The organism is Breznakia pachnodae (assembly GCF_030814225.1).
GTDB classification, from domain to species: domain Bacteria; phylum Bacillota_I; class Bacilli_A; order Erysipelotrichales; family Erysipelotrichaceae; genus Breznakia; species Breznakia pachnodae.
On record NZ_JAUSUR010000007.1, the window covers coordinates 228,728 to 241,248 of the forward strand.

At 33.3% G+C, this 12,521-nt stretch carries 12 protein-coding genes, 1 pseudogene and 1 other annotated feature; all 13 genes and pseudogenes read right to left on the bottom strand.

Features of this window, described 5'->3' with window-relative positions:
- Positions 1 to 5: 5 nt before the first annotated feature.
- Positions 6 to 677 (bottom strand): B3/B4 domain-containing protein, encoded by a 672-nt coding sequence (locus J2S15_RS17220; RefSeq protein ID WP_307410632.1) that lies wholly within the window; start codon positions 675 to 677, stop codon positions 6 to 8.
- 196 nt (positions 678 to 873) lie between these two features.
- Positions 874 to 1,113 (bottom strand) — a binding site (T-box leader).
- A gap of 53 nt (positions 1,114 to 1,166) precedes the next feature.
- A complete protein-coding gene (gene ascB / locus J2S15_RS17225; protein ID WP_307410635.1) occupies positions 1,167 to 2,603 on the bottom strand; it encodes a 6-phospho-beta-glucosidase in 1,437 nt (478 codons plus the stop codon).
- On the bottom strand, positions 2,596 to 3,966 hold the full coding sequence (locus tag J2S15_RS17230) for a PTS transporter subunit EIIC (RefSeq protein ID WP_307410637.1): 1,371 nt from the start codon (positions 3,964 to 3,966) through the stop codon (positions 2,596 to 2,598). The genes ascB and J2S15_RS17230 overlap by 8 nt, the downstream gene beginning before the upstream one ends.
- A gap of 11 nt (positions 3,967 to 3,977) precedes the next feature.
- Positions 3,978 to 5,450: a glycoside hydrolase family 1 protein gene (locus J2S15_RS17235; protein ID WP_307410638.1), complete on the bottom strand. Its 1,473-nt coding sequence runs from the start codon at positions 5,448 to 5,450 to the stop codon at positions 3,978 to 3,980.
- Between the two features lie 68 nt (positions 5,451 to 5,518).
- Positions 5,519 to 6,394, bottom strand: coding sequence for a PRD domain-containing protein (locus tag J2S15_RS17240; RefSeq protein ID WP_307410641.1), 876 nt, complete (start codon positions 6,392 to 6,394; stop codon positions 5,519 to 5,521).
- A complete protein-coding gene (locus J2S15_RS17245) occupies positions 6,384 to 6,854 on the bottom strand; it encodes a PTS sugar transporter subunit IIA (protein WP_307410644.1) in 471 nt (156 codons plus the stop codon). The genes J2S15_RS17240 and J2S15_RS17245 overlap by 11 nt, the downstream gene beginning before the upstream one ends.
- Positions 6,855 to 7,087: 233 nt before the next feature.
- Entirely contained in the window at positions 7,088 to 7,933 is an 846-nt protein-coding gene (locus tag J2S15_RS17250; protein WP_307410647.1) for an AraC family transcriptional regulator, read from the bottom strand.
- A 12-nt stretch (positions 7,934 to 7,945) separates the two neighbouring features.
- Positions 7,946 to 8,443 carry a GyrI-like domain-containing protein gene (locus J2S15_RS17255; RefSeq protein ID WP_307410649.1) on the bottom strand — a complete coding sequence of 166 codons (498 nt, stop codon included), beginning with the start codon at positions 8,441 to 8,443 and terminating at the stop codon, positions 7,946 to 7,948.
- A 134-nt stretch (positions 8,444 to 8,577) separates the two neighbouring features.
- Entirely contained in the window at positions 8,578 to 9,102 is a 525-nt protein-coding gene (locus tag J2S15_RS17260; protein WP_307410652.1) for a flavodoxin, read from the bottom strand.
- 12 nt (positions 9,103 to 9,114) lie between these two features.
- Positions 9,115 to 9,873 (bottom strand): annotated as a pseudogene (locus J2S15_RS20380) (carboxymuconolactone decarboxylase family protein).
- A 6-nt stretch (positions 9,874 to 9,879) separates the two neighbouring features.
- Complete coding sequence (locus tag J2S15_RS17275; RefSeq protein WP_307410661.1) at positions 9,880 to 10,200, bottom strand: MerR family transcriptional regulator; 321 nt, start codon at positions 10,198 to 10,200, stop codon at positions 9,880 to 9,882.
- Positions 10,201 to 10,295: 95 nt separating this feature from the next.
- Positions 10,296 to 11,180 (bottom strand): LysR family transcriptional regulator, encoded by an 885-nt coding sequence (locus J2S15_RS17280; RefSeq protein WP_307410663.1) that lies wholly within the window; start codon positions 11,178 to 11,180, stop codon positions 10,296 to 10,298.
- Between the two features lie 19 nt (positions 11,181 to 11,199).
- A complete protein-coding gene (locus J2S15_RS17285) occupies positions 11,200 to 12,240 on the bottom strand; it encodes a threonine aldolase family protein (RefSeq protein ID WP_307410666.1) in 1,041 nt (346 codons plus the stop codon).
- Between the last annotated feature and the right edge of the window lie 281 nt (positions 12,241 to 12,521).

The following is a 12,521-nucleotide window of genomic DNA, read 5'->3' on the forward strand; positions in this document are numbered from 1 at the left end:
CAAGTCTATGCTTCTGAATCGAATATGATTTTACCATGCCCTCCACAGTACTTTGTTGTTTCATCAATAATTTTATTAGCAGTATCCAGTAATTCTTCATGGCTTGTCACTTCATTCCCCTGAACAATATAAAATATATTTTTCGTTTGATCTGTTACTTTGGTCTTCTCTGCCTGCCTTACTTCCAATTTACATATAACATCATCTGCATCGTCAACATATGCATATTCTTCGCTTCTTAAACTTTTAGGTTCCACCTGTCCAATTGGCACAAACTTCTCATTCCCTCTTATGAAATCCAATCGTATATTACCAGTAATCTTATCTATATCATGAGCCCCTAAAGCGATTGCCGTTTCAGTAGATATCAGATTATAAATATCTACTGCTAGGTTAATAGAAAATAAATCGCCATTCTTATGAAGCAATTTGATTAAATTTTCACTCGCAGGAATATTATTTCTTTTTGGAATACTAATCTTCTGATGTAACTGCCAGTATCCATCTAAGATATCATTATGTACGCCTTTTTCAATATCATGTAATACACGTTCTATTCTATCCGTATGTTCCTTGCGATAAGTATCCGAATACTTTGAATTTTCAATATCTGTAATTTCCACACCAATCAATTTAACACCTATCTTCTTTACATCATCATTTATTGTTACCTTCATTTTATACCTCTTTCTTTCATCTATATCACTAATATTTGTTCTCAATTAACAACACATTCGCTGATTACTAATTGAATAACATATCTTCTTATAATTCACCCATCTGTATACATCCATCAACAACTTGTTTCTATTTACCATTGCTACTTCCTCCTTTACAATGCTAATTATCCATACAAACAAAAAAGTCCCTCATCCATAGGACGAAAGACTTCGTGTTACCACCTAACTTCGTTATTATCTCACAATAATAACCTCTTCAAGTACTACCATACTCTATCGCTTTAACGGGCGAACACGTCAATACCTAACATTACTGCTCAGCATGCAACTTCAGAAACCATTTTCACAAATCTACTCTCTCTATCTACTTTCACCATATGTAGACTCTCTATAAGAGATTTCAAAATGTTACTCTTTTCATCATCGTCTTTGTTTATATGCTCTTTATACTACTCCTATCATTTCCCTTTGTCAAATGCATTTTGTCTAGTCTAAATCTTCTCCATTTGATGCAATTACTTTCTTGTACCAGTTGAAGGAATCTTTTTTCAAACGTTTTCGAGTACCACTTCCTTCATCATCTAAATCCACATAGATAAAACCATAACGTTTAGACATCTGACCAGTACCTGCACTAATCAAATCAATACATCCCCATGGTGTGTATCCCATTACTTCCACACCATCTTCAATTGTATCTGCAACTGCTTCGATATGACTAGACAGATATTCTACACGATAATCATCATGAATTTGATTATCCACGATTGTATCTTTTGCACCTAAACCATTTTCAACGACAAATAATGGAAGTTGATAACGATCATAAATTGTATTCATTGTAATTCGCAAACCAAATGGATCAACAATCCATCCCCACTGAGTTCTTTCAAGATAAGGATTCTGCAAACTTGCATAAATATTTCCATCTGTTTTTTCTGATTCAAGTTTCTTTTCTAACTCTTTATCTCCAGTTGCAACTTTCGTTGAATAGTAACTGAACCCAACGTAATCAACGGTGTGTTTCAGTGCTTCATAATCTTCATCTCTTATATCTAGATTTATGTTATGTTCCTTAAATATACGTTTACTATAAGAGGGATACTTTCCTCTTACTTGAATATCAATAAAGAAGAATCCTTCTCGATCTAATTCCTTGGCAGCCCAGATATCCTGAGGGTTGCATGTATTAGGATATGTTTCACCTGCTGCTAGCATACAACCAACCATATTATTTGGATTAACTTCATGAGCTATTTTAGTAGCCAATGCACTAGCCACCAGTTGATGATGGGCAGCCTGGTATTGAAGTTGCAGAGGATTCTCAGCATCATTAATACTCATACTTCCTCCCATGTAAGGCAATACAAGCAAAATATTAATTTCATTAAAGGTAAGCCAGTATTTCACTTTTTCTTTGTATCTTTCAAATACTGCTTTTGCATAATTTTCAAATAACTTTATCAGTTTGCGACTTTCCCATCCATTGTATTTTTCATATAAAGCCATTGGTGTATCAAAATGATTCAGAGTAACTACTGGTTCAATTCCATACTTGTGACATTCATCAAAAAGATCATCATAGAACTTTAATCCTTCCTCATTTGGTTTATCCTCTTCTCCTGTTGGATAAATCCTTGGCCAACTAATCGATAAACGCAGGCACTTAAATCCCATTTCACCAAACATTTTAATATCTTCTTTATAATAATGATAACCATCTACTGCTTCATGACTTGGATAATAACCATAATCTTTTTTTACTGCCTCATCTGGATGGTACATTGCATAAATTCTTCCATTCTCTTTATTTGGTAGATAATCAATTGGTCCTAATCCTTTTCCACCTGCTTTATGAGCACCTTCATATTGATTGGCAGCAATTGCTCCTCCCCATAAAAATTCTTTTGGAAACTTACTCATTTACCACACCTTTATCTTTCGTAAGTACAAATGAAACTCCAAATGCAACAACAAATGCCGCAATTAAACTAATTATCATTAAAATTAAATTATTCCCATCATCTATATATGTTGGTAAACTAAATATTCCTGGCATTGCATATGCATAACTTTTTACACCAAATAACATATAAATAAAACCACCTACTGCACCACCAGCAACAATACCAATTAATGGAGTTCGATACTCAATATCAACTGAATATAATGCTGGTTCTGTAATTCCAAGCAGTCCCAAACCTCCACCAGAAATTGCCGCAGCTTTATTCTTAGGATTTTTAATTTTAAATGATGCACCCAGGGTAGCTCCCGCAACTGCAATATTATTAATAAAGAATCCTGGCATTAGAAAATCACTTCCTAATGATGCATAATTTTGAATCATCAATGGCTGTAATGCCTGATGCATTCCAGTCATTACAATGAATGACATTAATCCAGCAGTTAACGCACCTGCTAATGGACCTGCAGTATCAAATAACCAGACAACTACATTACTGAAACTTTCTCCTAAGTAGAAACCAAGAGGTGCTACTACAAATAATAAAACTGGCATTACAATTAAGAAGGTTAAGAAACCAGAGAATACGATTCTAACTGACCTTGGAATGATTCGATCAATAAGTTTAAAAGCGTATGAAAATATGATTACACTAAGAATCACTGGCATTACTGAACTTGCATAATTATTCGCTGGAATATTGAAGAATAAAAACTCAATTGTTTCCCCTGCAAGTTGATTCATAATCGTTGGATATAACAATACTCCTGCAATCATCAATCCATACATTTCATTTATTTTAAAACGCTTTGCTGTTGTATATCCGACCATAAATGGTAAGAAATAGAATGGAGCATCTCCAATTACATTTAGAATTGTTACAACTCCATTTGTATCTTCAATTAGGTTAAATGTTGTTAAAATAATAACAAAACTCTTTAACATCCCACCTGCGATAAGTACTGGTAAAAGTGGCAGGAAAATACCTGATAATGTCCCTAAGAACCTTGCCCCTAGTGATCCACCTGATGAACTTGCTGATGTGCTTTGATTTTCAGTTTCCACTTCATCTTCCATACTAAAACCACCAATTTCACAAAACTCGTTATACACTTCTTTCACATGAGACCCAATAACCAATTGAAACTGATTTCCCACTTCTTTCACTTGTAGAACACCATCTATTTTTGTAAGAGCTTCTTTATCAACTTCCTCTTTATTTGCAACTACGATTCTAAGTCTTGTTACACAATAGAATACATCCTGAATATTATCTTTCTTTATTATATTTAATACTTCCCTACATAAATTTTCGTATTTCATTTTTTTCTCCTTTATAAGTTCACACCATTACTATCAATAACTTTTTTATACCAGTAGAAACTATCCTTACGATAACGATTTAAAGTTCCATTTCCTTCATCATCTTGATCAACATAGATGAAACCATATCGTTTACTCATTTGTGATGTTCCACAACTAATTAAATCAATACATCCCCATGTTGTGTATCCAATTAATTCTACACCATCTTCAATTGCTTCCGCCATCTCTTGTATATGCTTTTTAATATAATCAATTCGATATTGATCATGAATCGTATTATCTGCTTCAAGTACATCTTTTGCACCTAATCCATTTTCAGCAACAAACAAAGGCACTTGATAACGATCGTATAACTTAATAAGGGATATACGTAATCCGATTGGATCAATTGGCCAATTCCATTGTGACATTTCTAAGTATTCATTTTTAATTGGACTATCAAATGCGGTAGCTAATTCAGCTGCATCTTCACGATCCTCACTTACATGACTCATATAATAACTGATAGCCACAAAATCAACACAACCATTTTTTAATATATCTTTATCTTCTTCATGCATTTCAATAGAAATATTATTATCTCTAAAATATCTATCCATATAACTAGGATATTCTCCTCTTACCTGAATATCTGGGAAAAACATATTTAACTGATTAGATTTTAACGCCTGCAGTTGATCCTGTGGTTTTGTTGTTTTCGCATATGCTTCAATCTGATTGATCATACAACCAATTTTTACATCTTTGATAAGTTCTTTCGCCGCTTTTACCGCCAGTGCACTTGCAACAAACTGGTGATGCGTTGACTGATATGCTGCCTGTAATTTATTGTCAACCAAATCCTCCAATACTCCTGCACCCGTATATAAACTATTTAGACTCATATTCATTTCATTAAAGGTAATCCAATATTTCACCTTATCTTTATAACGTTTTAAAATAGTTACTGCAAACTTTTCAAATAAACCAACTAAATCACGATGTACCCAACCATTGTATTTTTCTGTTAGGGTAATCGGCATTTCATAATGTGACATTGTAACTAGAGGTTCTATCCCATACTTTAAACATTCATCAATTACTTTATCATAAAACAATAATCCTTCTTCATTTGGTTCATTTTCTAATCCTGTTGGAAAAATACGTGCCCATGAAATTGACATACGATACACTTTAAATCCCATCTCTGCAAATAATGCAATATCTTCTTTATAGTGATGGTAGAAATCAATTCCCCAACGCTTTGGAAATAAACAGCAATCTGGTTCTTTTAAGTATTTTTCTAACTCTATACTTGAAACATTGAATGTAAAGTTGTCCACATCTCCTTTTGCATAAGGGTCTTTGTATGCAGCCATATCAGAAGTAGATAGTCCTTTTCCTCCTTCTAAATACGCACCTTCAATCTGGTTGGCTGCTGTTGCTCCACCCCATAAAAAATCTTTTGGAAACTTACTTATATTATCTATTTTATTATTCATTTTCTTTTCCTTTCATGTTTTAAAATAAAAACCGGCCTAAAACTTATACATTATAAAATGCATTAAGTCTAGCCCGGTCTGGTAACTATCTTACTTTTCTCTATTAAATTATTAATATGGATAATTAAATATCCTTTTTCTTCATCATTTACTTTGATTTTGTAATTATAATCCATATATTCACTAACCAGCTCTACACACCTTGTAGCTTCAGGAAATTGAACTTTCATCATTCGATAAACAAAATCATTTTTCTTGCCATACTCTTTTTTATCTTTATCCGAAAAAACTCGAGAACTGAAATACTTTAAATGAGTTAAAAACCGCTCATAATATATTGAATTCTGATCTAAGTTTACTTCAAAATAGCTTTCCACAACTTCAATTACTTTTTGAATTAGTTTTACACTTTGATCATTTGCTCGATCAATTCCAACACCAGATAAGTTCATAATATGAAATGCTATAAATCCTGCTTCATCAATTGGCAAATTAACATTATACAACTGATTCGTTTTCTCAATTGCTTTCATCCCAATTTCAAACTCTCTGGGATAGAAACGTCTTACTTCATTCAACATTTGATTGGTAAGTGGAACTCCGCTTTGTGAACGTTCTACAGCAGAAGCCATATGATCAGCAAGTGTAATATAACTAATTGAAGTTGTTTTTACACCCAATTGTTTTTGTGCATAGTCAAGTATATTTACTGCTAAATCAATATACTCAGATGAGATATTCTCAATTATATCCATGTATCGAGTTTTCTCTCTACCTTTTAAAACAAAAACTTTTTCAATTCGTTCATTATCAACAAAATCACCAACTTTTTTCTTAAAGGAAATTCCTTTCCCCATTAAAACAATTTCTGATTCCAGATCTTTTGATGCAATCACATTATTATTAATTATGCGATCAATAACATACTTTTTTTCATTTGACATATGAAATCACATCCCTAACTGTAATTTTATCATTTTTATTACACATAGTAATATTAAATGTTTTAGAATTAGTAAAAATCATTATAACTGTTGGATCTAAATCATTGTTTAAGATCTTATCTTTATCAAACCTTACCAATTCATCACCTTCTTTTACTTTCTCACCTTGTTTCACTAATGTTGTAAATCCATCCCCTCGAAGATTTACTGTATCAATTCCAACATGGATAAGTATCTCTAAGCCATCTTTACGCTTAATTCCAACTGCATGACCTGTTGGAAACACCATAATAACTTCTCCATCTATTGGACTTGATATAACATTATTGTCCGGATAAATACCACAGCCAATCCCCATTACATCTGTGCTATATGTACTATCATTTATATTTTCTTGCTTTACATATGTTCCATCAACTGGAGAAAAAACTTCAGGTCTATGACTGCGTTTAAACATCATCTTTACAAACCACCTCCTTCTATTTAGATTAGAATGATTTAGTCTTTTCTACCTTAAACTACAAAAAAAGACCAATATCGAAAATCGATGTTGATCTTGCCTACTTAAAGTAACAATTCAAGCTATCTAAGTTCATGATATTTTAAAAGGTGAAGATTGTCAAGGATTTTCAGGAAAAGTTGTTGTCCTAGCACCACATAAAAGGAACACATTATGATGTGTTCCTAGATATTTTATTTCTTTATAACTGGTAACCACAATTCAATATTGTTATCTTTATCATACAACTCAATATCTGGTGCGTTACCAAATTCATATCCACTTGATGGCAACCACTCCATTACCATACGTTTTTGAATATGCTGAATATTCTTTGCATTATCATTCTTACAAGTGAATATCGCCCATGTACATGCAGGCACTTCCAAACTTGCCATTCCTTCTGGAATCGCTTTAGAACTAGACACTGCAATAAAGTAATCAAACTGGCTGTCCGGAAGATCTGGTTTATAATCACTTACTCCCATTAATCCAAATGGTGGTTGATCCATAAGTGCTAATATTTCACCAGGCCCTGATGTTGCCATTAAATTTTGCCACATTACAGGAACTGCTTCATAACAGATTCCATCTTTCATTGTAGTTGTAAGTTTCTTACCAACAATACGAAATGCATCATGACTTTCAATACGGTATTCCATTTCTTCTGCACCAGTTACAGCAAATGTAAACGATAGTGGTGGAAATGCTTTGATTATTGCTCCTGGTTTTCTTGCATCACTAGGTGCAATATTATGCATTGCTTTAAATGCTCGATTAAAAGAGTTTGATGAACTATAGCCATATTTTATTGCCACATCAATTACCTTTTCTCCATTTCCTAAATCTTCTGCTGCTTTTGATAATCTTCTTGAACGAATATAATCTGCCAAAGAAATTCCTGCAACCATCATAAACAGACGTTGACAGTGATAACTTGAATATCCTAGGATATCTGCAATCTTTTCGTAATCAATTTCGCCATCTAAGTTCATTTCAATATAATCTAAAATCTTGTTAAATCCATCAAACCAGTTCATAAAGCACTCCTTTTACTTTTCTTCTACTGCAATCCAAACCTCTGCGTAATCACCCAGTCCATTCACTTCTAAATCTGGTGCATGTCCTTCCATATATCCAGTAACATATCCCTGATTCAAGACTTTGTACTCTGCTGTTGGTTCCCACTTTGCAATTACATTATACTCTGTTTTTCCAATAGTTTTTTGAGTACATGGAAAGATTGCCCAAGTTCTTGCAGGTATTGTATAACTTTCTAAACCTTCTACTTCATCTTGTGTAGTTGCTACTGCAATCATGTAATCAAACTTTTGTGCATCGCTTTCATCTACATTATAAATGTTTACACCAATCATTCCTTTTGGATCACCATCCATTAGTGATAATAATTTGTTTCGTGTAGCTTCATCTTTCACAAATGACTTCCACATTTTTGGTATTTGCTTATACCCTTGTCTCTTTTCGTTAGTAGTTGATAGTTTTAATCCTACCACCTTAATTTCTTCATGCTTTTCAATTCTGTATTCCATTGTGTTTTTCCTCCTTTAATATATCATTAACTATCTCTATAATACAGAACTAATTACAGGTAGACCTCTCTTTTTCTTGCATAGGATGTGAGATTTAAAAAAACTGGAAGTTCAGTTCCAGTTTTATATAATTATTATTTTACGGCTACTTCTGATTCTACAATCCATCGTTTTACTTCTTCATAAGCATCATAAACTCGACTGCCTCTTATAGCTAACCCTTTTTTCACCACTGACTCTGAGCAAGTATCCGCAATATCACTTTCACTTCTACCCATTCCACTTCCTTCATGAGTACAAAACGGTAATACTGTTTTTCCTTTTAAGCCATACATCTCTAAAAAGGTAAATACTGCCATTGGAGCAGTTGACCACCAATTTGGATACCCTACAAAGATAACATCATATTCATTCATATTATTGACTTGACCTGTTATTTCTGGTCTTGCGTGTTCATTCAATTCTTTTTTTGCTTCTAGCGTACACTGCTCATAATCTTTTGAATATTCATGTACAGTATCAATTTCAAATAAATCACCACCAGTGAGTGATTGTATCTTTTGCGCAATCACCTCAGTATTTCCTTGTTTCAAGTCAACAATACTTCCATTGAAATAATTATTTCCTTTTCTAGAATAGTATGCAATTAAAACATTCATATATCCTTCCTCCTACTTATTTAAATTATTATATTCTTCATCACTTACTTTTTCTAACCATTCATTCGATTTATTGTCACCTGGCACTTCAATTGCTAAATGTGCAAACCAACTGTCACTTGCTGCACCATGCCAGTGCTTCACTTCTGCAGGAATATGTACAACATCACCAGTTTTCAGTTTTCTTGGTTGTTTACCCCACTCCTGAAACCATCCAGTTCCACCAGTAACTAACAATATCTGACCTCCACCATGGTGAATATGCCAGTTATTTCTACATCCTGGTGCAAAGGTTACATTACCAATTATTACACCTTCCATCGATAACACATTAAGATAACTGTCACCTACAAAATATTGAGCGTATTCTATATTTTCATTACCTATTGGAAATACTTCTTTTCCTAAATCTTTTATCATTTCTTCTTTATTCATAAATCATTTCTCCTATTCTTCTGTATATACTTCTTTTGCCATATTAAATGCAGCCCAAGCTTTTGGCCACCCTGCATAGAATGCTGCATGCGTTAGAATCTCTGCTATTTCTTCTTTCGTTACTCCATTCTCTTTTGCCTTACCAATATGAAACTTTAAAGAACTATCTAAAATCCCACTTGCCATTAATGCTGTCACTGTAACAATACTTCTTGTCTTAGTGGATAAGGCCTCTTCTCTTGACCAAACTTCACCAAACAGTACATCGTCATTTAATTGTGCAAACTTAGGAGCAAACGTTCCTAATGCATCTCTACCAGCTGTTACTTTTTTCATGTTTCTTTACCTCCTTAACTCATAAATCATGAAATCCAATTGATCAAGATTCTTTTGATCATTATGAATTGTTTCTAATGTTTGTTTTCGATACTTACTCAACAAACATATTAATTGTTCTTTATTGTCTTCTTTAGACTCTAATAAACTTAGATATCGCTTTATATCTTCCATACAAAATCCCAGCTTTTCCAAAGACATAATCAATCCAAGTCTTTGGGTGCAACTACCTTCCAATTCATCTTCTCTCAACACCCCACAATCAATGTAGCGATTGATTTGCTTTTTACTAATGGTACATTGCTTCATTAATTGTTCTTTTTTCATCAATCTACCTCCAAAGAAAAAATGCAGTTGCTTACTTACAACTACATTTTATATCTATATATTTATCATGTCTAATACCTGTTTTTAATGATTTATCATACATTTAACGAATGATAAAAAGTATCTAGGAATTTGGAAACTGCTGGTGATAATGCATAATGTTTTTTCCACACCAATACCATTCCTGTAAATAATTCAGGATATAAAGGAATAAAAATAACATCTTTATTTATATGATTATTATAAGCACCTTCAATCGTAATAATATTACCAACACCGTTGGCAACTAATGCAACAGAATTGGATAATAAATTATGGGTAGCAACAATATTAAGATCTTCATAACGCCCATGATACCAACTGGCGATTTCATTTTGAACAATTTCACGTTTGGTATTTATCAGAGGAATATCTTTCAAATCCATTGCCTCAATCTGTTTCTTTTCTGCCAGTTCACTATTCTTATTTACCAATAATCCCCAACGTTCTTTATGAGGCAAACGAATAAAATCATATTTCTCAATATCTACCGGCTCCAGTAATAGGCCAATATCAACTAAACCTTTATCTAGTTCCTCTTTAATTAAATCTGCATTACCTGTATACAAATCATAAGTCACATTTGGATACTGAAGAGAAAACGAACGAATTACTTCTGGTAACAATGTAGTAGAAGCACCACACTCTGCGCTACCAATATTAATTTGACCTTCGATTGTATCTTCATCACTCTGCAGATCTTTTTCAGCAATCTGAACTAAATTCAAGATTTCCTCTGCCCTTCTACGTAATAACATGCCAGCATCCGTTAATTGAATTTTCCTTTTTCCTCTTACAAGTAATTGCTTTCCTAACTCATCTTCCAACTGTTTCAGTTGTCTGCTTAATGTTGGTTGGGTTAAATGTAATTTTTCAGCCGCTCTAGTGATATTCTCTTCTCTTGCGACAGTTAAAAAATAATAGAGACTTCTTAACTCCATGTTATCACCTCACTTTTCGTTATTTACAAATATCTAATATATCTTTTTCAAGTGCCTGTATCTGTTCTTCCTTAGCTGCCCAGCTAATACAGAAACGAACACAACTATAATTTTCATCAATTCTTTCCCAGAATGTGAAAGAATACTTTTCAGCTAGTTTTTCCATCTGCGATTTATGTAAAATAGGAAATTGCTGATTCGTAGGCGAATCCACCAACATTTGTACATTGCACTTTGCAAATGCTTCTTTAATACGTAACGCATAAGCAACAGCCTGCTTAGAAATATCATAATATAACGAATCCTCAAACAGTGTTTTAAACTGAATTCCTAACAATCTTCCTTTTGCCATTAATCCACCATGTTGCTTCATATGATAACGAAAATCTTTTTGTATTTCCTTATTCGGTATAACGACTGCTTCACCAAACAATGCTCCTACTTTAGTTCCACCAATATAAAATACATCTGTTAACTTTGTAATATCTTTTAGGCTTGCATCATTTTCAGGTGCACCCAATGCATAACCAAGTCTTGCACCATCGATATAGAATATCAATCCGGACTTTCGACAAAACTCACTAATTTCTGTTAACTCTTTCAAACTATACAAGGTACCAATTTCTGTTGGTTGCGAAATAAATACCATGCCTGGCTGCACCACATGTTCACGGTTCGCATCATTTACATGTTCATTCCAAGCAGCTTCAAGTTGTTCAACTTTCACTTTTCCATCATCACTTGCAAGCGTTAATACCTTATGACCACAGGCTTCAATTGCTCCTGTCTCATGTGTATTAATGTGAGCGCTAATTGGACACAAGACTCCCTGGTGTGGTCTTAGACAAGCAGAAATAACTGTCGCATTTGCTTGTGTACCACCAACCATAAATTCTACGCTTATATCTTCACTTCCACATGCTTTTTTTATATATTCTCTTGCTTTTCCACAATATTCATCTGTACTATATCCAGGTGTCTGTTCCATATTTGTTTCCACTAAAGCCTGCATTATTAACGGATGTGCACCTTCTGCATAATCACATTCAAAACGAATCATACTAGTCCTCCTATTTTTCTTTTATTATATCATTTTTCTTATATTCTATCTTCTATCCATTTTTAGTTAAACTATATCCCTTGTGATTCGATTTAATACTATGTTTCAATAGTGCTAACTTTAAATAGATATGTTAGCACCAATGAAACATTGTATACTAAAAAAGTGGGACCAACATTATTTTGGTTTACCACTTTTTTATTTTACTCTATTCCCTAAATGACATAGAGTAATTTCGTGCATAAAGATTGTTGTTTATAGTTGAGGGCGAGTCACTATAA

Excerpts from the sequence above, each read along its gene's own strand:
- J2S15_RS17250 (WP_307410647.1), bottom strand. The coding sequence starts at position 7,933 with ATGAACTGGTTTGATGGATTTAACAAGATTTTAGATTATATTGAAATG.
- J2S15_RS17280 (WP_307410663.1), bottom strand. The coding sequence starts at position 11,180 with ATGGAGTTAAGAAGTCTCTATTATTTTTTAACTGTCGCAAGAGAAGAG.
- J2S15_RS17240 (WP_307410641.1), bottom strand. The coding sequence starts at position 6,394 with ATGTCAAATGAAAAAAAGTATGTTATTGATCGCATAATTAATAATAAT.
- J2S15_RS17230 (WP_307410637.1), bottom strand. The coding sequence starts at position 3,966 with ATGAAATACGAAAATTTATGTAGGGAAGTATTAAATATAATAAAGAAA.
- J2S15_RS17275 (WP_307410661.1), bottom strand. The coding sequence starts at position 10,200 with ATGAAAAAAGAACAATTAATGAAGCAATGTACCATTAGTAAAAAGCAA.
- J2S15_RS17235 (WP_307410638.1), bottom strand. The coding sequence starts at position 5,450 with ATGAATAATAAAATAGATAATATAAGTAAGTTTCCAAAAGATTTTTTA.
- J2S15_RS17285 (WP_307410666.1), bottom strand. The coding sequence starts at position 12,240 with ATGATTCGTTTTGAATGTGATTATGCAGAAGGTGCACATCCGTTAATA.
- J2S15_RS17255 (WP_307410649.1), bottom strand. The coding sequence starts at position 8,443 with ATGGAATACAGAATTGAAAAGCATGAAGAAATTAAGGTGGTAGGATTA.
- J2S15_RS17220 (WP_307410632.1), bottom strand. The coding sequence starts at position 677 with ATGAAGGTAACAATAAATGATGATGTAAAGAAGATAGGTGTTAAATTG.
- J2S15_RS17260 (WP_307410652.1), bottom strand. The coding sequence starts at position 9,102 with ATGAATGTTTTAATTGCATACTATTCTAGAAAAGGAAATAATTATTTC.
- J2S15_RS17245 (WP_307410644.1), bottom strand. The coding sequence starts at position 6,854 with ATGATGTTTAAACGCAGTCATAGACCTGAAGTTTTTTCTCCAGTTGAT.
- ascB (WP_307410635.1), bottom strand. The coding sequence starts at position 2,603 with ATGAGTAAGTTTCCAAAAGAATTTTTATGGGGAGGAGCAATTGCTGCC.